16 protein-coding genes are annotated in these 24,335 nt (G+C 45.9%); 11 read left to right on the top strand and 5 right to left on the bottom strand.

The window, feature by feature from the left end; genetic code table 11:
- The first annotated feature begins 164 nt into the window (after positions 1-164).
- The 8 genes from tssA to tssH all read left to right on the top strand — a co-directional run bounded on the left by tssA (position 165) and on the right by tssH (position 11,234).
- Entirely contained in the window at positions 165-1,457 is a 1,293-nt protein-coding gene (gene tssA, locus LC073_RS03085; protein ID WP_226643367.1) for a type VI secretion system protein TssA, read from the top strand.
- Between the two features lie 44 nt (positions 1,458-1,501).
- Positions 1,502-2,023 carry a type VI secretion system contractile sheath small subunit gene (tssB, locus tag LC073_RS03080; protein WP_226643364.1) on the top strand — a complete coding sequence of 174 codons (522 nt, stop codon included), beginning with the start codon at positions 1,502-1,504 and terminating at the stop codon, positions 2,021-2,023.
- The gene (tssC, locus tag LC073_RS03075) at positions 2,020-3,507 is read left to right on the top strand and encodes a type VI secretion system contractile sheath large subunit (RefSeq protein WP_226643362.1); all 1,488 of its coding nucleotides are present in this window, start codon (positions 2,020-2,022) and stop codon (positions 3,505-3,507) included. Before tssB ends, tssC (LC073_RS03075) begins: the two co-directional genes overlap by 4 nt.
- A gap of 108 nt (positions 3,508-3,615) precedes the next feature.
- Positions 3,616-5,130, top strand: coding sequence for a type VI secretion system contractile sheath large subunit (tssC, locus tag LC073_RS03070; RefSeq protein WP_226643360.1), 1,515 nt, complete (start codon positions 3,616-3,618; stop codon positions 5,128-5,130).
- Between the two features lie 4 nt (positions 5,131-5,134).
- A complete protein-coding gene (tssE, locus tag LC073_RS03065; protein ID WP_226643358.1) occupies positions 5,135-5,608 on the top strand; it encodes a type VI secretion system baseplate subunit TssE in 474 nt (157 codons plus the stop codon).
- Positions 5,608-7,437, top strand: a complete 1,830-nt coding sequence (gene tssF / locus LC073_RS03060; RefSeq protein WP_226643356.1) for a type VI secretion system baseplate subunit TssF — start codon at positions 5,608-5,610, stop codon at positions 7,435-7,437. The genes tssE and tssF overlap by 1 nt, the downstream gene beginning before the upstream one ends.
- Complete coding sequence (gene tssG / locus LC073_RS03055) at positions 7,401-8,531, top strand: type VI secretion system baseplate subunit TssG (protein ID WP_226643354.1); 1,131 nt, start codon at positions 7,401-7,403, stop codon at positions 8,529-8,531. Before tssF ends, tssG begins: the two co-directional genes overlap by 37 nt.
- Positions 8,532-8,570: 39 nt before the next feature.
- A complete protein-coding gene (gene tssH, locus LC073_RS03050; RefSeq protein ID WP_226643352.1) occupies positions 8,571-11,234 on the top strand; it encodes a type VI secretion system ATPase TssH in 2,664 nt (887 codons plus the stop codon).
- Between the two features lie 150 nt (positions 11,235-11,384).
- On the opposite strand, the gene LC073_RS03045 is transcribed toward tssH, so the two are convergent.
- The 5 genes from LC073_RS03045 to LC073_RS03025 all read right to left on the bottom strand — a co-directional run bounded on the left by LC073_RS03045 (position 11,385) and on the right by LC073_RS03025 (position 16,111).
- A complete protein-coding gene (locus LC073_RS03045; protein ID WP_226643350.1) occupies positions 11,385-12,266 on the bottom strand; it encodes a M91 family zinc metallopeptidase in 882 nt (293 codons plus the stop codon).
- A 398-nt stretch (positions 12,267-12,664) separates the two neighbouring features.
- Positions 12,665-12,958, bottom strand: a complete 294-nt coding sequence (locus LC073_RS03040; RefSeq protein ID WP_152450772.1) for a PAAR domain-containing protein — start codon at positions 12,956-12,958, stop codon at positions 12,665-12,667.
- A gap of 3 nt (positions 12,959-12,961) precedes the next feature.
- Positions 12,962-13,540 carry a DUF6931 family protein gene (locus LC073_RS03035; protein WP_226643348.1) on the bottom strand — a complete coding sequence of 193 codons (579 nt, stop codon included), beginning with the start codon at positions 13,538-13,540 and terminating at the stop codon, positions 12,962-12,964.
- 16 nt (positions 13,541-13,556) lie between these two features.
- The gene (locus LC073_RS03030; RefSeq protein WP_226643346.1) at positions 13,557-15,464 is read right to left on the bottom strand and encodes a type VI secretion system Vgr family protein; all 1,908 of its coding nucleotides are present in this window, start codon (positions 15,462-15,464) and stop codon (positions 13,557-13,559) included.
- Positions 15,465-15,622: 158 nt separating this feature from the next.
- Complete coding sequence (locus LC073_RS03025; RefSeq protein ID WP_226643344.1) at positions 15,623-16,111, bottom strand: Hcp family type VI secretion system effector; 489 nt, start codon at positions 16,109-16,111, stop codon at positions 15,623-15,625.
- 589 nt (positions 16,112-16,700) lie between these two features.
- On the opposite strand from LC073_RS03025, the gene LC073_RS03020 reads away from it, so the two are divergent.
- The 3 genes from LC073_RS03020 to LC073_RS03010 form a co-directional block, all read left to right on the top strand.
- Positions 16,701-19,319: a bifunctional serine/threonine-protein kinase/formylglycine-generating enzyme family protein gene (locus LC073_RS03020; RefSeq protein WP_226643342.1), complete on the top strand. Its 2,619-nt coding sequence runs from the start codon at positions 16,701-16,703 to the stop codon at positions 19,317-19,319.
- Between the two features lie 70 nt (positions 19,320-19,389).
- Positions 19,390-21,360 (top strand): ShlB/FhaC/HecB family hemolysin secretion/activation protein, encoded by a 1,971-nt coding sequence (locus LC073_RS03015; RefSeq protein ID WP_226643339.1) that lies wholly within the window; start codon positions 19,390-19,392, stop codon positions 21,358-21,360.
- A gap of 55 nt (positions 21,361-21,415) precedes the next feature.
- Positions 21,416-24,335: filamentous hemagglutinin N-terminal domain-containing protein (locus tag LC073_RS03010; RefSeq protein ID WP_226643337.1), on the top strand; the 2,920-nt coding region annotated here is incomplete at its 3' end.

Raw genomic sequence — 24,335 nt, 5'->3', positions numbered from 1 at the left:
TATAAAAAAACAACAAAAGTTATTCGTTTAATATTGTGAAGTTTGCACTTTTTTTTGGCTATTGCGGATACATTGTGTCATTTGCCTTGATTAGATCTTTACAACGTGTACTCTTCTCGGAATTCTTATTGAAGGAATTGATTGGGTAGAAGGGACTTTTTTTCATGGCATTCCCAAATACAATAAATATCGAAGAACTCACAGCTCCTGTTTCCGCAGAGAGCCCTGTCGGTGAGGATATTCGAGAGGATCGATCACCGACTTCTGATTACTACTCCATCAAAGATGCGCGAAACAGTGCTAGGGCCGCAGAACGTTCGGCCATGTTTGATGATACGGATTCTGATTTGCTCGCGCCCTGGCGCGATGTGGCAAAGGCTGCAGAAAAGATTCTCAGTAAGAAGAGTAAAGATCTGGAAGTTGCCAGCTGGTACACAGAGGCTCTTATTCGTCTTCAGGGATTTAGTGGCTTAAGAGATGGTTTTCTCTTAATAGAACAGCTGGTTACCAATTTTTGGGATGATCTCTATCCACTCCCTGATGAGGATGGTATTGAGACAAAAGTTGCACCTCTGACAGGTCTCAATGGTGATGGCGGTGATGGCACCTTAATGATGCCGATCCGTAGCGCGCCAATAACCCCGGAAGGGGATTATGGAGATTTTTCATTTTTTCAGCACCAGCAAGCCAGAGATGCAGATCGCATCGCTGATGAAGATGCTAAAGCTGCTCGCATTGAAACATTGGGTTATAGCCTAGAGGATGTGAATCAATGCGTGAACGGTGCAAGTAATGATTGGGCCAATAATCTCATTGAGACGATAGAAGCTACTATCAGTAGTTATAGAAATATCAATGATGCCTTGCGCTCTAGTTGTGGTCACGATGCCCCGCCATCAACAAATATTTCCTCACTGCTTGATGAAGTTTTGCGTACGGCAAGGTTTATCTATAAGAGCCAATTGGATGCGATAGCCCAGAGTGAGGCCCCTGTAGCCCCCGCAGAGGAGCAGGGTGCATCTGCTACAGACGAATCTGTGCCTAATGTGGCAGCAACAATCCTTGCTAATGCCATTGCTGCACCCACCGGACCGGTGAGTTCTCGAGAAGATGCTCTTAAACTGCTAGAACAAGCCGCTAAATATTTCCGAACTTACGAGCCTCATACTCCCCTGGCACCAGGGTTGGAGAGACTGATTGGTTGGGGCCGCATGACAGTCTCTGAGTTGATGACCGAGTTACTGCCTGATGAGCAATCCCGTGCACTTTACTCCCAGCTTACTGGTGTCCGACTCGATGGTACAGATACCCAGCGCTATGTTGCACCGCCAGCTATGAGTAACACCCCCTCACCAGCTCCAGCTGTATCTGAGCCACCTTCAAGCCCCACTGAATCTGCGCCTGTAGCTGAGGATGCCTGGGGTGGTCAAGCACAAGAAGACGGCACGGGTTGGTAATTAATTAAGAATAGCAGTCCCTAAATCTAGGAAGGAGACCAGAGATGTCTGAGAGTATTCACAATAAACTTAAGCGTGTGCGCAAACCACGTGTACATATTACCTACGATGTTGAAACCAATGGCGCGGAAGTTAAAAAAGAACTTCCCTTTGTTGCTGGTGTTATGGGTGACTATTCAGGGGATAACGCTGAGAACCGCAAAGCACTGAAAGATCGTAAGTTTGTACAGATCGATCGCGACAACTTCAATGACGTAATGGCAAAGGTAAATCCAAAGCTGAACTTGCAAGTGGAAAATACCTTGTCCGGTGATGGCAGTAAGATTGGTATTGATCTTGATTTCAAACACATGGACGACTTCTCACCGGAAAAAATTGTCGATCAGGTTGAGCCACTGAAACAACTCCTGGAAGCTCGTAGCAAATTACGCGATCTTCTCAGTAAGGCTGACCGCTCTGAAGAGCTGGAAAAAGTATTAGAAGATATCCTGAAGAGCACGGAAAACGTCGGTGCTATTTCCGAGCAACTGGGGTTGAACAAGGATAAAGGAGAGGACTCAGAATGAGCACAGAAGTAGAAAATGTTGCGGAAGGTGAAGCTGAGGAACAATCGGTTAATCTTCTGGAGCAGGCAATTGCCGCAACCAAGCAGACAGAACCGCAGGAAGCGCAGGACCTGATTGCAAACCTGACCGAGCAGGTTTTAAAAGGCACAGTTTCCTGGGACCGCAACCTCACCCAGACGATCAAGAAAGCGGTTAGTGCCATTGACCAGGCTATGTCCAAACAAATGGCCGCTATAATGCACGATGAGAAATTCCAGAAGCTTGAAGGCTCCTGGCGTGGTCTTAATCACCTGGTGATGAATTCTGAAACCGGTGCAACCATGAAAATTCGTATGCTCAATTTGAGTAAGCGCGAGTTGTTCCGTGACCTGGACAAGGCTGTTGAATTTGACCAGAGCCAGACCTTCAAGAAAATTTATGAAGAAGAGTTTGGTATTGCTGGTGGCGAACCTTACGGCTGCATGATTGGCGATTTTGAGTTCACCAGCCACCCTGAAGATATAGAGTTGCTGAGCAAAATGTCCAATGTTGCCGCAGCGGGCTTCTGTCCGTTTATTGCAGCGGCTGGTGCAGGCATGTTTGGTTTTGATGACTTTACTGAGCTATCAAAACCTCGCGACCTCGGCGGAATTTTTGAATCTGCGGAATATATTAAATGGCGTAGCTTCCGTGATAGCGAAGATTCTCGTTTCGTTACCTTGGTTATGCCGCGTACGCTGGCCAGAACGCCTTATGGAGCAAACACTAAACCGATCGAAGCTTTTGACTTTGAGGAGTTTGAAGTTGATGAGTCCGGAGCATCGCGTCCTGCCGATCACGATCAATACTGCTGGATGAATGCTTCTTATGTAATGGGTACAACCATGACCAGAGCATTCGCTGAGAACTCTTGGTGTACTGCCATTCGCGGTGCCGAGGGTGGTGGTAAAGTGGAAGGTCTGCCCTCACATGTGTTCAAGAGTGATGACGGTGATATGGACCAGAAGTGTCCGACTGAGATCGGCATTACTGATCGCCGTGAAGCCGAATTGAGCGCTCAGGGTTTCCTACCGCTGTGTCACTATAAAAATACCGATTACTCGGTATTTTTTGGTTCTCAAAGTGCACAGAAACCAAAGGCTTATGATGACCCGGATGCAACCGCCAATGCGGCTATTTCCGCGCGTCTGCCCTATTTGATGGCCACCTCCAGAATTGCTCATTACCTAAAAGTAATGGCACGGGACAAAGTGGGCTCTTTTATGGAGGCGAGTGACTGTGAGCGCTGGTTGAATAAGTGGATTACCCAGTACACTAACTCTAACCCGGATGCTAGCCCTGAAATGAAAGCAAAATATCCGCTTTCTGAGGCCCGTGTTGAAGTTAAGGAAATTCCGGGCCAACCTGGCTGCTACAGTGCTGTTGCCTACCTGAAACCATGGTTACAAATGGAAGAATTGACCACTTCTATGCGTATGGTTGCCAATATCCCATCTGCTGGATAATACCTGATGCCCGCCTCGTATTAGAGGCGGGCGACTTTTTTTGAAAGGTCTTATTCAAGACCTGATTATGATTCAATTTCTCAAGAAAATGCTAATGGGAGTTTTCCGGTGCCCGGCGCAATAAAAAATGAATTTACGGAAGATTATTTAGATATTTTGCCGGAAAAATTAGCGAGCGAAAATCAAGTTGAACTACAAAGGTTCTTACGCGAACCAGATGAACTATTTTCTTTTGAGTACTGGCTGACTGAAATATGTCCATGTCCTAAAAAAGAAAATTTTTCTGTTCGACAATACTTAAGTCGCATTATTGTTGAGCTTGATGAACTCATTTGCGATCAGGTTAACCGAATTCTCCATAACCCCCGCTTTCAACGTCTAGAAGCAAGTTGGCGTGGACTTGCTATGCTTGTTTTTGATACACCACACTCGGAAAATATCAAGATAAAACTGCTGGACGCCAACTGGAAAGATTTAAGTAAAGATATTGAAAGAGCTCCAGACTTCGACCAATCTGGACTTTTTCATTTAGTTTATAACGAAGAATTTGGCACCGCGGGTGGAGAGCCTTTTGGTTTATTAATGGGGGATTACTATATCTCCCATAGACCCCTTCCAGACCATCCCTATGATGATATTTTTACATTACAGGGTATAGCCCATACCGCGGCAGCTGCATTCGCACCATTTGTTTGTGCCGCAACTCCTCAGCTATTCGGTGTCGATCATTTTGATGACTTAGCCAAACCAATTCGGTTTTCGGAGGTTTTTCGTCAGAAGGAATATATACGTTGGAACAGTTTACGGGATTTAGAAGATAGTCGTTTCCTGGCCATAACTTTGCCCCAAGTACTGATGCGTGAGCCCTACAATCTAAGTTTTTCAGAATATCAAGGGCTGAGATTTTCAGAGCAGGTTACGGGATCTCATAACCGGCGTTATCTTTGGGGTAATGCTTGTTTTGCAATGGGTGCTGTGCTTTTACGTGAATTTAGTGAAGTTGGTTGGTTTTCCCATATCCGTGGTGTTGCTCGTGATCACTTTGGTGGCGGATTGGTTACGCAATTGCCAGTTTTGCCCTATAGGCCGGACAGCCGCCCAGGTATGGTAAAAATGTCTACTTCTATTCTGGTTACAGATTTTGTGGAACGGGATCTTTCCGAGTTGGGGTTTGCCTGTCTGAGTCACTGTTACGATACGCCATATAGTGCTTTTAACAGCGTGCCTTCTTTACAAAAAGCAAAACAATATAGTTCCAAAGCGGCTACAGCGAATGCCCGTATTAGCTCAATGTTACAGCAAATTCTTTGTGCATCGCGTTTCGCACATTATATCAAGGTGATGATCAGGGATAAGGTGGGCGCCTACATGAACGCTGCAGATTGTGAACGTCAGCTGCAACATTGGTTGGACCAATATACAACTGGTCGAGATGACCTGTCTTGGGAAATGCTGGCACGTTATCCTCTGCGTGAAGCGCGTGTACGAGTGGCCGATGAGCCGGGTAAAGTTGGCAGTTATCAAAGTGTCATTCATCTAAAAAGCCACTATACAGTAGATCATTTAGTATCTGAACTCAAACTCACTACTGCATTGGCAACGATTGGTGTTGGGGCTTCATAGAATTATGGCAAGAGAAAAAAGGCTGTTGGCTCCAGTGCTAGATCGATTACTAGAATCATCTAGCAAAATAAATGTGCACCAGTCCCATCAGATTTTGCGCCAGTTACGCGAAGGGGTACGGCGCGATCTAGAGTATTTGTTTAATACTCGCTATCGATGTATTTCTCCACCTGCTGCTTTGAGACATCTTGAAGAGTCGAATATTAATTATGGTCTGCCGGATTTATCTACTATCAATTTATCCTCGTTAGAAAGTAGAAAACAATTTTGCAGGGATATTGAAAAGACAATTCTTCATTTTGAACCACGGATTCGCTCCGTAAAAGTTACCACTCAGGATAAAGTAGATGTGGAGGATCCCAGTATACGATTCCGTGTAGAGGCGGTGCTGCATGTAAACCCTGCGGCAGAAGTCATAGTTTTTGACTCTGCTTTGAACCCGGTAACGCAAATGGTAGACGTTTCTGAGATTATGTAATGAGCGAAAAATTAATAGATCTCTATGAGCGTGAACTCGCTTTTATTCAGCAAACTTCTGCTGAGTTTGCACGTATGCATCCTGCAGCTGCATCACGTTTACAGTTGGATGCAGATACTGTAGATGACCCACTTGTGGGCCGTTTGTTGTCTGGTTTTGCTTATATGAATGCCAGAGTTCAACAAAAACTTAGCGATGACTTTCCTGAGTTGACAGATGCAATGCTGGAAACATTGTATCCACATTATTTACGCCCAATTCCCTCTTGTGCGATTGTGCAATTCGAGCCGGACTCAGACCTGGATGCAATCACTCCGGTTGAAGCTAAGACATTATTAGAAAGTGATAGCTTTCAGGGTCAAACTTGTAGGTTTACCACCTGTTATCCAGTGGAAATTAATCCCTTTCAACCTGTCAGCGCTAGCTTGATGCCACGTCCGTTTATTGCACCCGGCTGTAATGAGGTTCAAGGAGCAAACGCCGTTCTCAAACTGTCTCTTAAGGCATTAAGCCCTGATCTTAGTTTTGCAGAAATGAAGCCAGAAAAAGTTCGCTTTTTTTTGCGAGGTCAGGCAACTCATGTTTATAGCCTGTATGATTTGCTCTTAACTAAGTGTGTAAAATTGGTTGTAGCAAATGGAGAGAGTGACCCCAAACCTACATTCCTGTCACCAGAAGATATTCGTCAAGTGGGGATGGAGGCAGAGGAAGGTTTGCTGCCATACCCTGACACGGCTTTTATAGGCTATAGGTTACTTACTGAATATTTTGCTTTTCCTGAAAAATTCCTATTTTTGGATATTGTCAATTTACAGGAAGCTTTGAATGATAGTTTTTCTGATACATTAAATCTGTATTTTTATCTTTCCGAGACTCACGAGGAGCTGGAAAAACAACTTGTGCCAAGTATGTTTGCCCTTGGTTGTACGCCAGCTATCAATTTATTCAAACAGAGTGCGGATCCTATTCCACTGACGCATACTCAATACGAATATCATATTGTTGCCGATGCGCGTCGCAGTGATGGTCTAGAAATCTATTCTATTGATGAAGTTGCCGCAACAGATGGCGATGGTGAGACAACCAAATATAGGCCTTTCTATGGCATTAAACATAGTCAACATCATGCAGAACAATCTGCGTTCTGGTTCAGTCGACGCCGTGAAGTTATTGAAGGTGAGCACCGCAATGAGCAGGCTTCTGAAGTTGATATAAGTCTTGTGGATTTAGATTTTAATCCGCATAGAATTAATGATCAGACACTCGATATCAAATTGACTTGCTGTAATCGGAATCTGCCAAAAAAATTGCCCAGTGGTAATTCCCAACCCTATCTCGAAGTCGTTGATGGTGATGTTCCGGCGTGCCGTATCAGTTGTGTTGTTGCGCCAACGGCAACTTTAAGGCCCCCGAGAAGAGAGAGGGGATATTGGAAATTAATTTCTCACCTTAACTTGAATCATCTCTCTCTGTCTGGAAGTCAAGGGTGTGACGCTCTCAAGGAAATATTCAGGCTTTATGATTTTAGGGATTCTGCGAGCACTCGAAATTTGATCGAGTCTTTATTAAAACTGAACACCAAACCTGTTACGGCACCTATTCAGATTGACCAAAGTGTTGTTCTTTGTCGAGGAACCGAAGTAGAAATTGAACTTGACTCAATGATGCTTACTGGAACCAGTCCACTACTGTTTGCCAGTATTATTGAGCGATTTCTCGGTCTATATTGTTCTATTAATTCATTTACTAAGTTAATTGCTACCATGAGTGGTAGAGATGGAGAGCTGAAAAGATGGCCACCTCGCGCCGGCGAAAAAGCTTTACTGTAATAGAGCGGCTGCGTCGAGAGCCCTATCACTTCGATTTCTATCAGGCCGTTCGCATCTTGGAGCGGGCTGTATCTATGGCTGATGGCGAATTTTGTGAAGAGCCTATAGCCAGTGCGGCCCCTCCGGCTAAAGAAATGGTTCGTTTTAGTGCCCAGTCTGGATTGTCCTTTATTGGATCCGATGTTTTACGCTTAGAAAAAAAATTAAGTAACAATACCGAAATCCAAGATAAAGAAATTAGCCAGTGGCATATGGAGGTCGGTTTTACTGGTCTAATCGGCAGTCAGGGCGTTATGCCCTACTATCTGACAGAGTTAGTTCAAAAAGAATTGAAAGAGAATAATACTGCTTTGCGGGATTTTCTCGACATGTTCAATCATCGTCATACTTCTCTACTTTATAAAGCCTGGCATAAATACCAGTTGCCTGTAAATTATGAGCGCCAGCGCTTGCGCAATGAAAGAGTCCCTGACATTTTCACCCAGGCAATTGCATCTCTAGCAGGGCTAGGCACTAGTGAGATGCGCTATCGAATGCCTATTCCCGATGAGGCACTTCTGGGGATGGCGGGGCACTTGGGACAGGGGCGCTGCTCAGCAGCGGCACTGACCAGTATGATTCAACATTTCTTTGGCTTGACTGTTTCCATTGAGCAGTTTCAGGGACAATGGGATGAATTACCGGAAGATATTCTCTGTCGTTTGCCTTGTGAGGAAGCTCCTAGTGGGGTTAATAACTGCCTCGGAACTAGTACAATTTTAGGGACACATTGTTTTCAGGCTCAGAACAAATTTCGGATAGTTATCGAGCCAATGGCTTATGAACAATTCATGACTATTGCTCCGGGAACACAGAAATTAGAGTCCCTGAAAGCATTCATCAAACTTAGTGCAGGAATTGAACTGGATTTTGAGTTGTCAGTCTCGTTACCTGCCCAGCAAGTTTCTCCTGTGCAATTAAACCGCAAGTCTGATCACGACCCTCTGTTAGGGTGGAATACCCACATGGCCAGTGAGCAGGAGCCTGCAGAGCTCATACAAATTACATTAAGTGCTGACAATATGTCGCCAGATGAAGCGTTACCAGCAGCATAATTATTCGTTAACAATAATTTTTAAAAGGATCTTTACACTGTGATAAATATCGATTTGAAGCGGCTTGTAGATACCATGACACCGCATATGCGTGATTCCCTTGAGGGCGCTGCCGGCCTCTGTCTATCACAAAATCAATATAACGTTGAGCTTGAGCACTGGCTGCTGAAGTTATTGGACCAATCGGATACCGATCTCTATCATCTGCTTGAAAAGCATGATTGTAATCCTGCAAACTTTGCAAAACAGCTTGCATCCGCTATTGCTGGATTCCGCTCAGGTAGCAGTCGTCCACCAGCGTTATCTCCGACCATTGTAGAAGCAGCTAAGAATTCCTGGATGTTGGCTTCTATTGACTATGGTCACCGTGCTATCAGCTCTGGGCATTTTCTCGCAGCTTTGTTATTAGAAGAAACGTCACGCCGCCAAATTCTGGAGTCTTGCCCAGAGCTCAAAAATATAGCTCCGGAATCCATTCGTGAAACAGCTAGAGCTATGTTCGGTCAAAGTGCCGAGTCTAGCCATATTGGAGCCGCAAGTACTACGGATGATGGGGCCGCTGCAGTAGCCGCTGCTGCTAGCAAGGCTCCAGCTCTTGATAAGTACACGGTCAACCTCACTGAAAGAGCTAAGAAAGGGGAAATTGATCCTGTTCTTGGGCGAGATGAAGAGATCCGGCAGTGTATTGATATTCTGACCCGACGCAGACAAAACAACCCGATTCTTACTGGCGAGGCGGGAGTAGGTAAGACTGCAGTGGTTGAGGGCTTTGCTTTACGTATTGCCAGTGGCGATGTGCCTGAACCCTTGCGTGGTGTTGCCGTGAGGACTCTGGACCTGGGCTTACTCCAGGCGGGTGCCAGTGTAAAAGGGGAGTTCGAAAATCGTCTCAAATCTGTCATTGAAGAGGTTAAATCCTCGCCAACACCTATCATTTTATTCATTGATGAGGCCCACACCATGATTGGTGCTGGGGGTAAAGAAGGCCAGGGCGATGCAGCTAACTTGCTCAAGCCAGCGTTAGCACGGGGTGAGTTAAGGACCCTGGCTGCAACAACCTGGGCTGAGTATAAAAAGTACTTTGAACGTGATCCCGCCCTTACCCGACGTTTCCAGGTTGTAAAGGTCGAAGAGCCCTCTGAGACAGATGCAATAGATATGATGCGCGGTATTGCTGCTACTCTTGAGGAGCACCACAAAGTGCGAATTCTGGACGAAGCAGTTATTGCCTCAGTAAAGCTATCTCATCGCTATATCCCTGGTCGCCAGTTACCCGATAAGTCTGTGAGTCTGTTGGATACAGCTTGTGCACGTGTAGCACTTAGCCAATCGGCTACCCCTGGAGCAATTGAAGATGCTCGAATCAATATTGATCGAACGAATACTACACTGGCCAAGCTGGAGCGTGAAAACGCAGCTATGGGTGAGCATGAAGAGCAGCTAACTGAATTGAGGGCGTTCAAGCTAGCCGAAGAACAGCGTTTAGCTACTTTGGAACAACAGCTTGTTAAAGAAAATGAGTTAATTGAGCAGATTCAAAAAATTCGCGATCAAATTGACTCTGAATTCATGAAAGGAAAGGGCGATCAACAGGAGCCTGATCCCGCTTTATTAGCTGACTATCAACAGCAGTTAAAAAGTCTCTCTGTAGAACTTGAGTCCATACAGGGTGACACTCCATTAATGCAACCGGCCGTTGACGAACAGGCTATTGCTGCAGTGGTCGCCAACTGGACGGGCATACCTGTTGGAAAAATGGTAAGCGATGAAATCATTGCGGTTAAAACACTGGCAGAGCGACTCAATAAGCGCGTGATTGGGCAACCTCATGCAATTGAGGCTGTTGCCCAAGCAATTCGCACCTCGCGTGCTGGTCTAACCGACCCGCGTAAGCCCGTAGGTGTATTTATGTTCTGCGGAACCAGTGGTGTAGGTAAAACTGAAACGGCTTTGGCATTAGCCGATGAATTATTCGGTGGCGAACAAAATATCACCACGATCAATATGGCCGAATTTAAAGAAGAGCACAAAGTATCTATGTTGTTGGGATCGCCTCCCGGATATGTTGGCTACGGGGAGGGAGGAGTTCTTACAGAGGCTGCAAGGCGTAAACCTTATTCTGTGATTCTGTTGGACGAAATGGAGAAAGCCCATCCCGGTGTTCAGGATATTTTCTATAACCTATTTGATAAGGGCTCCATTAAAGATGGTGAAGGGCGTGATATCGACTTCAAGAATACCGTTATCATTATGACCTCCAATGCCGGTGAGGATGCTATTAGAGCTATATTCAGCCAGGTAGAAGAAAAACCAGAGCCGGATGTACTTCTCGATAATATTCGTCCCCATCTGTTACAGAAATTCAAGCCGGCATTCCTTGGTCGTGCCAATGTGGTTGCTTACTATCCCCTGGATGATGAGAATCTGGTGGAAATCTGTAAGATCAATATGCGTAAGATTGAGAAGCGTGTACGAGAGCACTATGGTGCTTCCTTCTCATATGATGAAGACGTACTCATCAATATTGTGGCACGTTGTCACGAAGCCGATACTGGGGCTCGCAATATTGAGGTGATCTTAAATAAGACTCTATTGCCAGAATTGGCTAGTGAATGCTTGGATAAAATGGCGAAGGGTGAAGAGGTTAAAGCAATTAAAGTATCTGCGACTGAAGAGGGTGATTTTGCCTATATTTTAGAATAGATAGAAAAATAGCCCAGCAGTGATTGACTCCTGGGCTATTCATGATATATCCAATGCCTTAATTAAAAACCTCCAAGTAAAGTTCCTTTAGCATGTTTTTCTCTATGCTTAGAGGGGCGCCTAAAACTATTTGTTTCACTGACCGATAAATTAATTAATTTGCCCGATTCTGCCATACTTTCTACGTCTAGCTATACCATGTTCAACACGGATAGTATTTTCTGAAATTGTTAGGGGGTCATTAGGGAGGACATTGTTGTCATCGCTTAGGCCTCCTACGTTAGCTAGCTCTTCAAGTAGAATTCTTTCAGTCGTTACCCAAATCCAGCCTTGGGTTCTCGTAGTAATAACATTGTTTGGATTGTTGATGGTTCTATTTAGGTCTGGAATTATAATGTTTGCCCCGCCAGCATTTACACGAGCCCTAAAGAAACGTGTTGGTTGAGTTACTTGAACATTATGTAACATATTTTGACGTTCATCTACTAAGCAAGTAATTTCAGTTCCACCACTTAAATATGCTCCACGATTAATTCGATCGGCATGACCGAGTTCGTGCGCCAACGTGATAAAATTAGGGCAAGCACCGCCATCAGTCACTGTGCCATTTTGATTTAGATTTGTGGTAGTCTGAACAGCGTTATTCCAGTGGACACAGGCGCTAGCTCCTGTGCTCATTACTTTTCCCATGAAACCTTGATCGTGTTTAACAAGTGGGACGTAATACTTAAAATTACTCCATACCCTATCTTTTAACCACTTATCTGGAACTGCAGCTAAGCCTGTACTTTCAGTTATTCTTGTGTCATGTGGGCTGGCAATGATCCGAGAAACAAGAGTTGCACTTTGGGGTAGCTGTAAGAGTGCATTGGTCATGCCGACACCCCGTGTAATTCGGATAATCGTACGAGCACCGGTATGATATTTTTCTGAGGAATATGTTAGAGCGTTTGCCTGCCCAAGAAGTGTAGTTAAAGCGTTTCTAACTTGATTGATAAATGCTAGATTAGTTGAATCAATACATAGTCCCATAAAGTCCTCCTTTTATGGTTGTTGTCTTTTATATGGCCATGACTCTTATTTACATCAAGAAGAAAATTTATTGGCTGTTTTTAAATTTCTATTTTTGGGCATGAATGTATTTATTTACAATTAATGATACAGTCCTTTAAGAAGTAAAAGTATTGGGGATCTGAAAAAATCAACTGATATATTTATGGGTTTTAATTTTTGGATGGGTTGGGCGCAAAAGGCCTCATTCAAAATTTGGGTATGTTAAAATTTTGAATTTTCGTTATTTTTGTTAAGTATTTTTTATATTTATATTGATAAATAATTATTGTTTGAGGTCAGAGTTAATGGATAAATCTACTGCCCTAAAAGGTCTTTCTCCTGCTCACAATTAAGCTAAATAGAGACCACTGTAACGGTTAACCACCAATCAATACTGTGGGGCATCCAATAACAATCTTGCCCCCATGGCCAGTTGTATCTCCCATTCGGGCAGCAGGCTTTTTTTGCAGCATGACCGTTGTACTACCCATAGCGACTGTATCGGGAGGTCCTACACAAGTGCAAGTGCTACCGACAGTGGCGGATGGCATACCACCGATAATTACTGTCGGAGCACCAGGGCTGAGAATCGGGCCTCCGACATGAGGTACTGTGCCAGTCACCATTGGACAGACATGCATATCGGTGATACGAGAAGCTGGCTTGCCCATGATTTATTCCTTTACTTTTCCATTGCCGCCGCGGGCCAAATCAAGCCCCTGCTTCATATAGCGGTCAAAGCGTTTCGCTGGGTCTACCGGGTCAGATAAGACAGCAGCTAATGTGATACTGCCGGCTACTGCGTGTGCATAAAGATGCTCGGGTGGTTCTACGACCGGCTCGCCCTCGGCAGCTAAACTGCCATGACACCAACTGGCTGCGGTAGCCGCCCAGCTTGCTGGAGTCTTGTGTTTGGTTTTATCGCCCAGAGCTTTACACTTTAAGCGTGACTCTTCGCTGGGTTTTTTAGCCCAGGTCTCTGCTGCGATCAGTGCACTGACATTGTCTTCGTCAGTTTCAGGACTTTGTATATCACGTGCTGCGAGGCAGGCCCACCATACTGCTTCACGCTTAGGCAGACCATGGGCCAGTAATTTTATGGCATCCGGGTAGAGGCCAGCTTCCACAAGCTGATTAATACTCACCTCAGGCGCTGTATCAGGCACCAGGTGTTCTTCTGCTTCCTCGCTGACCTCAAAATTCTTTAGAAGATCAGCTGCAGTTAGCGCTTGGACTTTGATCAGATCGGTCATCTATTGTTAAACCCCATCAATTGATCATGGTAACGCCACCTTTCAAGGTGAGCATACCACCGCCTTTAACTTCCGCAGTTGCGTCCCCTTTACAGGAAAGCATTGTTCCCTTGATGGTGATACCTGCTGGTGTTAGCTTGATGCTACTGCCACCAACCTTCAACTCGATAGAAGCTTTAGAGGTTATCTTAATTGCCCCCATGGCATCGGTTGTCTGGGTGCCTTTACTGACCTTAAGGGTATGATTACCTGAGCCGATAGTGACCACTTGATTGCCCTTATTGACATTCAGCTTTTGGTCACCCTTGGCAATGGTGACAATCTCACTGCCGTCAGTAACGGTAATACTCCGGTCTTGTTTGATTTCTAATGTCTGCTGGTTTTCTATTTTACCGGTTTGGTCATTGTGGATCACAAAGTTATGATCCTTCCCGGCTTCCATATAAATTTCTTCGTTGCCACTCTTGTCATCAAATCTGAGCTCATTGAAGGTGCTGCCTTCATACTCGGTTTTCCAGCCACTTTGTGTAGCTGTGTAGTTGGGCCCAGGGTTATCTCCGTTATAAACGGCTCCGGTAATCAATGGTCGATCTGGGTCACCATTGATATAAGTGACAACCACCTCTTGGTTAACTCTGGGGACAAAATTGGCCCCCCAATTTTTTCCGGCAAAAGACTGCATAACTCTTACCCAGCAGCTGTTCTGTTGGGAGTTCCAGGGAAACTTAACTTTGAGCTGTGTATAGGGATCCTGAGAACTATCTGAAGCAGTGGCTTTTACTTCTAAAACACGTGCAACTTGTGGTGAATGGATCTTCTTTGCGCATACATTGGGCTGAGGGCGGGGCATTACACTAGAAGGTATACAGCTAAAGGTATTGTGGAAGTGGGTTTGTATACCATTCCCATCCGCGGCAGAGATATGCACGGAGGTAATAAGATATTTTCCTTTTTCGGAGGATAGCGAGTGATCGAAGTTAAAGCGCCCGCCCGCGGTAAAGGATGGGCAGTCACTACGGCCATGGCTCACATCGAAGAGCGCTTCCTGTGCTTCCATCGCTCGCTCTGCAAGGGCCTTGTGATAACTGTCAGTAAATTTATGCTTATGCTCACCATCGGCCTGGAAATGGTTTAAGCCATAGAGGCCGCGCATATAGGTTGCAACATCATTCAGCTGGCTGGTAGTTTTTACCTGCTGTTTGTTATCCTTGGTTGCGGTGTACTCGCTATAATCTTTTAGTTCAAACCCACCACCATGATAATTGAAGTTTCTTCTCCAGCTACTTACTGTATTTTTGGTGGGATGGCTGCCTCCACCATCATACTCGATGTTTTCACTTTCACAGTCATAGAAGTCCTGTGGATCATCACATAGCACAAGCTCATGTTGTCCCGAAGAGTGCTTAAAATAGTAAGAGATGCCTTCTTCAGCCATAAGGCGATTAACAAATTCAAAATCACTCTCATCAAACTGCACGCAATATTCACGAGTTATATACTCTGCGTTTAGCTTTAAAGTGAGCTTTATAACGCGGCTGTACTCTCCGAGAACTTCTTCCAAGATTTGCTTGGCTGATTTGTTTTCAAATACTCTGTTACTTCCCGCCAAGCTGGTAAACCACAGGCCAGGTTGCAAAATAGCGCTATAGCTGCGTACGCCCTCAGCATTGACATCATGCAGAGAAAACTGAGTAACATATCCATTGATATGACGCGGTGTTTCAGAGTGATGAATGGATACAGTCATCGGTTTGCCGACAATATCCTTTTGCTCGATAGCATGGTCATCAGAAAGCAATTGCACTTCATAGCGGAAAAGCTTAGATACATGCTCTTCGCCTTGCAGGGTCGTAGCAATTAGCGCATCTGTGCCAACCGGGCTATCGACCGTAATCATTCTTTTATCTTGATTGAGTGTAGCCATGGGCAGCCCCAACTATCCCTACGGTGCCTGAAAGAAATGAGAACTAGCAGATTTGCAGATCTTTAGCTGAAAACTCAATAAGCACTCAGCTAAAGACCTGTAGATAGCCCGCAGAATTCTGCAGGCCATCTTTCTCCCAAAAAGGGGGGGTAGACCTATTACAGCGGGGTAGCAGTAGTGAGGTCGTATCCAACACGCATGTTTTTGGGGTTCTTATTGGATTTGTCTGCATGGTTGAGGTCAGCCTCAATTTTGGCAAAGCTCAGTGAGATAGCCTCTTGAGGAGCGCCACCAGCAGAAGCACCAATGCTGTAGGAAGAAATCAGTACGTTTTCCAGCTTGTAAACTGCATACTTTTCTACAGAGTTAGCACCAGTTTGTACAACGTGGATTTCAACAGGCACACCTTCGTCACCAGTAACAGAAGCTTTGAACAAGCCGCCTGAGGATGCGTCAATGCGCTTAGTGAAGGTAACTTCGCTCAGGCTTGGGCGAGAGGCTTCGCGGTTGGAGGTAGCACCGGCTTCCATGGTGATACCGCGACCAACACCAAAGTTGAAGCTGTCAACTTCGATCCAGTCTTCATAACCTTTGGCGGTAACATTACCTTTGGTGGCTAGTTTGTTGAAGTTCATGTAAATAGCCATGGGAAATCCCTCTTTGTTGGCTTGAGAAGTAGTTGATTAATTCCTCACTACCACACTAGTGCAGCAGCTCAGGTGGTGTCGCAATGACAACTGAGGTGATTTAAACAGAGGGAAATACAAAAAAAAACCGAATTTTTAGCTTATTAAATCGACTCTGGCACTAATTAGTTAGGGGATAGAGTTGATTGTTGGGGGTATGCCGTCTGCGCTTATTCGACTCTGACACTAATTAATTTTCTAACGGCTAGAAGGATCTATGGCCTAGAAGGCAAGCTGGGTTCTTGAAAAATTAAGAATTGTTAATGGTATTCACATAGTTGAATATTTTAGAATTAGGTTTCTGGCCCGCCATCTCTGGCTGTAAGGCAGTGTAATGACTTGTGCTGGATATTTGGTTCTCCGCACACCCTGTATTTGTTGAGTGGTTTGTTCAAAACGGTTTATAGCCGATCTTATTCGCTTATCCCTTCATTGTTGCCTATAGGGCTGTTCTATATACTTTGTCCCCTATTTAGCTTGACAACCGGTCTGTAGCATTTTGTTGTTACAGTCTATAGGTGTGTCGAAAAGCTTTCCCATGGAGGCGGAATTGAACGATAAGACACGTGTTGTTCGGCCGAACGGCAATCTGCCCGGTCCGGATAAATCTAAGAAGGGACTGACAGATGATGGCGATGTAACGGTCGTTGTCCATCAGGACTCCACAGGGAAAAATGATCATCCACCAGTACGTGGAGCCCAGGCAGTACTGCCTTCCGCTGCAGCTGGCTTCAATGCGGACGCTACAGTCTTTAGTCCCGCGCCGCGAAAGAATACTGGAAAAAAGAGAGAGACCGGCCAACTCTCTGGTGGAATCCCTGCAAACCCCATTGACCCCCCAGACTCTTTTGAGCCTCTGTCTTCTGGTGCTGTTACCAAAACGGTTATCAAAGGGCGTTTTGAGCTGGATAAACTCCTCGGCGTTGGCGGGATGGGAGCTGTTTATAAGGCTCTGGATCGCCGTAAGCTGGAAGCCAATGACAGTGAGCCCTACGTGGCGATTAAACTGTTAAATGATGACTTCCAAAAACATCCCGATGCTTTTATTTCTCTGCAGCGTGAAGCACGTAAGTCACAGACACTGGCTCACCCTAATATCGTAACCGTCTACGATTTCGACCGTGATGGTGACCGGGTCTTTATGACGATGGAGTTCCTTGAGGGTGCTCCGCTTGACAAGCTCTTGCGAGAGCACGCTGATGTCGGTCTGGGGCCGGAAAAGGCCCGATCTGTCTTTTCTGATATTTCCCAGGCCCTGATCTACGCCCATTCGCATAAGATTGTCCATTCAGACTTTAAGCCCGGCAATATCTTTGTCACCAGTAAGAAGGGCGCAAAGGTTTTTGACTTTGGTATTGCCAGGGCGGTCTCTGAAGGGGGGATCGCCAACAAAACCGGTGAAACTACGGTCTTTGATGCTGGAAGCCTGGGAGCACTGACCCCGGCTTATGCTAGTTATGAGATGCTCAAAGGGGGAGAGCCTGCCCCTTCTGATGATGTCTATGCCCTAGGTTGTGTAGCCTACGAGCTGTTTTGTGGTAGGCATCCCTATGACAAGGTTCCCGCCGATAAAGCATTGGAGAAGAAGCTGCGGCCCAAGCGTATCAAGGGCTTAAACCGACGGGAATGGCGTGCCCTCGAAGCCGCTTTGCAGCTTACACGGGAAGAGCGCACAGATTCTGTAGAGAAATTCGTCCAGGCATTTTTTGTCAGCACTACCTGGAAATGGGTACTGGGTGGTGCCTTTGCCATGGTACTTGTAGGGGCCGGTGTGGGTTATAGCCACTTGGAGCAGCAAAATACGGCTGAACAGGCAAGGGTAAAAGTCGAATTGGAGAAAAAGCTCCAGGAGGAGCTGTTGCAGCGGCGAATTAGCGACAAGAAAGAAGCGATAAATCGCCTGGTCTCTCTGAGTATCCTCACTCCTGCTTGGGAAAAGGATCTCCGTATCGAACTGCATGAGTACTCGGAGCTTAATTCTAGTGACGAAGAGTTTCTCGATAATAAACGTCGTGAGATTTCAGAACTCTTCCTTGCCGCTGCTACAGGTCAGTTAAACCTGGGTAACCTGGATCAAGCGGACTCCATGTTGGAAAGCGCCGCGAGCTGGTATGGCGTATCCAGTCAGGCTGTGGCGATTAAATCCCAGTTAGCTACTGATCGAGAGAATCTTCGAGCTCGTCTGGAGGCCGAACGTCTGGAGGTTGAACGTGAGGCAGAGCGCACCCGACTTGCAGAAGAACGGGCTGAACGCCGTCGGCTGGATGCCATAAAAAATAAACAAATTGATACTGTGCTGACCAATATGGAAGCCGCTCTCACCTGTGGTTTTGATATGAATGTCGTTGCGGTGGGAGCCCAGTTATCACAGTTAGCAAAGCTGGACAGCGTTAAAGCCAGGCAGATTCGCCCGGTTGTTGGTGGCGAGCTCAGTAACTGCGTCACTAAACTGGCTGTAGAAGACCCGCTAAGAACACAGACACTGGTCGATGAATTTAGGGCGCTTCTGCCGGGTTATCAGCCTCTCAAAGAATTCAAGCTGGATTTTTGCGGTCACCTGGTGCCAGGTAGTGGTGGTAGAGGGGCGCGTTACAGCTGCCGTGATCGCCTTGCCGATGGCACCAAAGGACCGGCAATGGTGGTTGTCAGAGGGGTGAGTGGTCGACCCCTGGCTGTGAGTAAGTATGAAGTAAGCAATCGTGACCTGAGTTACTACTGCAGTGCAACCAAGCAGTGTGGAGCTTTAGATATCGCTGTGGGCGATTTGCCAGCCAATAACTTAACTCTTCAAGACGCAGAAGCCTATCTCAGCTGGTTATCCGAGGAGACCGGATACCATTATCGTCTTCCCACTGAGCAGGAATGGTTTGCCGCAGCCAGTGCCAATGGCCAGGAAGAAGTAGCAGATCGCAATTGTCACTTAAAATACGGTGGTATCGAGAAAGGTGTCGAGTTGGTGCCCGCTCAGGACGGTTCGATAAACAGGTTTGGCCTGGTAAATGCTGTGGGTAATGTCCAGGAGTGGGCCAGAGGCACCGAAGGGGAGTTACTCGCACTCGGAGGTAATCGACAAGATCCTATGAGCCGCTGTCTCGCTACAACCAAAAGGCTTCACGCTGGTCTTGCGGATGAATTAACAGGCTTTCGCATCGTCAGGGATGTGAATTAATAAGAAATACGTCGTCACCTCCCTTTTAGACTGGGGACGACTTTATAAAAATGAGTATTTTGGGGGAGTTATGCTTGGGCTTGGAAAAAGTAAGCTGGCGCTGTTTGTGGGTGCAGGTTTTCTGTTATCAAATTTGCCAGTTTATGCTCAAGACGAGGGGTCCAACTTTCGTAGTCGCGTAAGGCAGGCCTTCGATCAGGATACACCCACCGTTAATGAGGCGGATGTCACCAAGGATTTCCTACAACGCAACTATGAAGCCGAGGATCCAAATCTCAATACCGAGATTCCCGAGATATCCCAGCGTAATCAAGGCCCTAGAATTACAGTTAAAAAATTTAGATTCCACCGGCTGGAGGAGTATCCAGACTTTGGTATCGAGCGTGAAGTTGTCGAAGAAATGGCAGAGAGACTTCGCGTTAAATATATGAAAGAGGATAAAATCCTCGCTAGCGGTTATACAGTAGATAACCTCGAGGAATTGGCAATTTTATTGGGCAATATGAAAGCCCAATTTAGCCCAGGTGGCTTGGGCCCGGCAGAGCTCAAAAAACTTGTCAGTGTTATCGAAAAACAAAATAAAGAGCGTGGATTAAGCTATGCCGATCTTGAAGAGATTGCTGCGGAGCTGACTAACTTCTACCGTCGTCAGGGACTTTTTCTGGCTCAGGTACAAATACCTGCACAAGATGTCGAAGATGGTGTAGTTACGTTCACTATTCAGGAGGGGCTGTTGGGGCAAGTAGTTGCTGAAGATAATAAGCGTTATGCACTGGAGCAACTTGCAGAGCCTTTCGAAAATCAAAAAGGGAAATTGGTTAATCATGAAAGTATTGAAGAGGGTTTATACCTCCTCAATGATTTACCAGGTCTAAATGTTACTGGTTATTTCAGTGCGGGAGATAATCCTGGTGAAACCAAGCTTAATTTGAAGGCGCGTGAATCAAGCTCCTTTAAAGCCTCATTTAGGCTGGATAACCATGGCTCTCTTTATACTGGCAATCAAAGAGCATACACAATGGTTGACTGGCTTAACCCGTTAGGAATTGGCGATGCGTTAACACTGAATTATCTGAAGTCTAATCTCGAGTCCAGTGACTCCTCCGGATCAAAGTTAGGGCAAATACGATATAGCTTTCCATTTTGGGGGTCTAGAAATAGGCTTGAAATATCGGCCGATTACAATGAATTTGAATTATATGATGAAAAAAATAAGGATGATCCTAAAAGCATAATTAACGCCTTAAATATATCAGGTGTTAATAAGAGCTATGCGCTATCCATTGATCGTAAATTTAGAAGATCTCGTGATTTTAATTTAACAGGATCCTTTAGCTTGACTGAAAAGGAGTCTGAGGTTGAGGGTAATATTGAATTTACAAATGATCATGTTTATGGCGGTGAGGTTGGTATTTATTTAGATAGCCTATCTAATGGCTTAATTTCCATGTTGAATGTAATGAATGTAAATCTTCAATATGGTGAGCATCAGAATGATGTGGAACCCGGGCGGGGGGATGAATTTAATAAAGTAGCGATCAATACCAGCTCACTGCTTTTCCTTCCTATGCCTTTTGTTGATGAGCAATCAAGGCTTATCTTAAAAGGAAGGGCGCAATATAGTGAAAGTAATTTACCTGGATTTGAACAGATGTCACTAGGTGGGGCAAATGGAGTGCGCGCATTTGCGGTAAGAGATTTCTCTGCAGATAAAGGTGCTGTTTTGTCTGCAGAGTGGTATATGAATTTTCCCGAAGTGATCAATCCGGTGCTATTCGGTCAGCGTCTAAACGATATTGTGCAAGTTGCCTTGATAGCTGATGTGGGTTATGGCTTTGTTAATAACTATGAAAAGACACTGGATGATGATTGGGCCAGATTCTCAGGGGCGGGTGTGCTTTTCAAATTCAATTGGGACGACAGGTTCTCAAGTAAAGTCTCCATGGCATGGCCAATCATGTCGAGCACATCAATAACCAATATTGCTGTTGGTGAGGATGAACCAACGATTTATGCCGATTTTTCAGTTTTTTATAACTGATTAAGAATTTTTGAATCGCTAACGATAACAAAGTACCTCTTTGTAGGGTTCTGGTATGAAAGCCAAAAAGAAAATGCTTGAAGTAAGAAAATTAGTAACTGCAATAAAATTATCAAGCCTTGCTTATGCTGGAGTGTTCACGGGACTTTTGAGTCCGGTAGCTTATGCCGGCCCTGAGGGTGGTGTGGTGACTGGAGGTAAAGGTACGATTGACGTGAATGGTAAAACCACAACGATCGATCAGACTACCGATTTGTTATCGATTGATTGGGACTCATTTAACTTAAGTCCGGAAGAGTTGGTTAAGTTTTTACAGCCCGATTCCTCATCCATAGTGCTCAACCGTATTTTGGGGCAGGACCCGAGTACAATTCATGGTTCGATTGAGGCGAATGGGCATGTAATCCTGGTTAATCCCCGAGGAGTACTTTTCACTGAAACCGCGACAGTGAATGTCGGCGCTATCACAGCTTCTGGACTCGATATGAGCCCGGAAGACTTTATGAATGGCGATTTCATTTTTAAGGGTGAGGATGGTTCATCAGGCATTGTTGTAAACCGGGGAGTAATCAACGCATCTAGTGCGCTATTGGTTGGAAAGCAGGTTACCAATGCGTCTTCCGGATTAATCAGTGCAGAGCTGGTTAGTCTGGCTGCGGCTGATGAAGCAATACTCACTTTCGACGCGGATGGGCTTATTGGCCTCAAAGTTACCAAAGAGGTAATGGAAAATGAGCTTGGCGTAGATAGTGCAGTTCTAAATAAAGGAGCTATCGAAGGCGCCCAAGTATTAATGGAGGCTAGTGTCTCTGGTGATCTATTTACAGCCGCGGTGAATAATGAAGGCACTGTAAAGGCGCAAGGTATTGATACCAGTGGTGGAAAAATCCGCTTATTTGGTTCTGGCGGAAGTGTTGTCAATAGCGGAACTTTGGATGCATCAGGAAAAGTAGGTGGCGAAGTTGTATTAGAGGGCGATTCTACTGAGCACACCGGAAAAATAATTGTAAAAGGTAACTCCGGGCATGGTGGCTATGCTGCGGTGCTAGGGAATGAGGTCTTTGTTGCCGGGAATATTGATGCTCGTGGTGTCGAATCCGGTGGTGAAGTCCTTATCGGGGGGGACTACCAGGGGGTTAACCCAGAAATCCGTAATGCCGAATTTACGACTGTCACAGAAGAGGCAAATATTAATGCTAGTGGTATTGGAAATGCCGATGGTGGCAAGGTTGTCGTATGGGCTGATAATACTACAGAGTTTGCCGGGACGATTCTTGCAGAGTCAGGGGCTGCTGGCGGTGATGGTGGCTTTGTAGAAACTTCAGGCAAACAATATCTTCAGCTCGACGAGGAAGATATGTTTGTTTCCACACTTAGCCATGGTGATGGGAAAACAGGTGACTGGCTACTGGATCCAGGCTGGATGGAGATTTCCGCTTCATGCACTGTGAATTGTATCTCTGTGACAGCGGTACAAGATGCCTTGGTGAATAATAATGTGGAAATCAGTGTTACTAATGCCAATACCGCTTCAGGGCCAGATGGAGCCGTGACTCCATCTGGTGATGATTTTTCAAATGGGATTCTTGTTGCTGATTCTATTGCATGGAATCAAAACACCACTCTCACTCTGACTTCATTTAATGGTGTCCAAATTGATACTGGAGTTACAGTTACAGGAGTCGGTGGTCTGACGATTGATGCGGGAGGCTCCTTTACCAATTTGGGTACTATTAATGTTTCTGATTTCTTCCTCTCAGTAGGCATTAACCCTTTTGACAGTGATCAGATTACCAACACAAATAACTTATTGGGAAATATCCAGGTTTCCAATTCTGGTACCGTTATTGGTGGCAGTGGAACCGACACTTTTACACTCTCTGACAATACTGATTTAGTAACAGTAACCGGAATTAATGCGTTTTCGGTTGATACAATCTCCTTTACAGGAGTAGAAGGCGTTAATTTAGGTGATGGCCTTGATAGCGTAATCGGTGCTGATGGTGCCGACTGGACCTTAACCGGTACGAACAATGAAGCCATCAACAGCGGTATTACTTTCTCCGAAGTGGAGTCCCTCACTGCCGTCAATGCCAACCTATTAGGTACCAGTGGCACGGATGCGTTTGTGCTGCAATCCGATGGGGATGTTGAGGTTTATAACCTGAGCATTAGCGGTATGTCCGCCGTGGACGGCAATGGCGGTGACGACAGCCTGGACGCCAGTGCCTACAGCGATGGCCTGGCCCTGACCGGCACCAATAACCAAGTCAGCGCGGGCTCCCTGACCTTCGATGGCATTGTCAGTGCCATCACCGCAGCGCTGACCGGTACCAGTGGCGATGACGCCTTCGTCATTACTGGGAGCAACGCACTGGATGTTGCAGACATTAGCTTTAGTGGGCTGAGTAGCGTCGATGCAGGCACCGGTACGGATAGCGTAACCGGTGCCGATGGCGCCGACTGGACTTTAACTGGTAACAGTAAAGAAGCCAGCAACAGCGGTATTACTTTCTACGAGGTAGAATCCCTCACCGCCGTCAACGCCAATCTACTGGGTACCAGTGGCACGGATGCGTTTGTGCTGCAATCCGGTGGGGAGGTTGAGGCTTATGACCTGAGTATTAGCGGCATGTCCGCCGTGGATGGCAATGGCGGTGACGACAGCCTGGACGCCAGCGCCTACAGCGATGGCCTGGCCCTGACCGGCACCAATAACCAAGTCAGCGCGGGCTCGCTGACCTTCGATGGCATTGTCAGTGCCATCACCGCAGCGCTGACCGGTACCAGTGGCGATGAAGCCTTCGTCATTACTGGGAGCAACGCACTGGATGTTGCAGACATTAGCTTTAGTGGGCTGAGTAGCGTCGATGCAGGCACCGGTACGGATAGCGTAACCGGTGCCGATGGCGCCGACTGGACTTTAACTGGTAACAGTAAAGAAGCCAGCAACAGCGGTATTACTTTCTACGAGG

The sequence above is a fragment of the Microbulbifer variabilis genome (assembly GCF_020524905.1).
Lineage (GTDB): Bacteria > Pseudomonadota > Gammaproteobacteria > Pseudomonadales > Cellvibrionaceae > Microbulbifer > Microbulbifer variabilis_A.
Note: the sequence above shows the minus strand (reverse complement) of the source record. Positions and strands in the feature narration are given on the sequence as shown.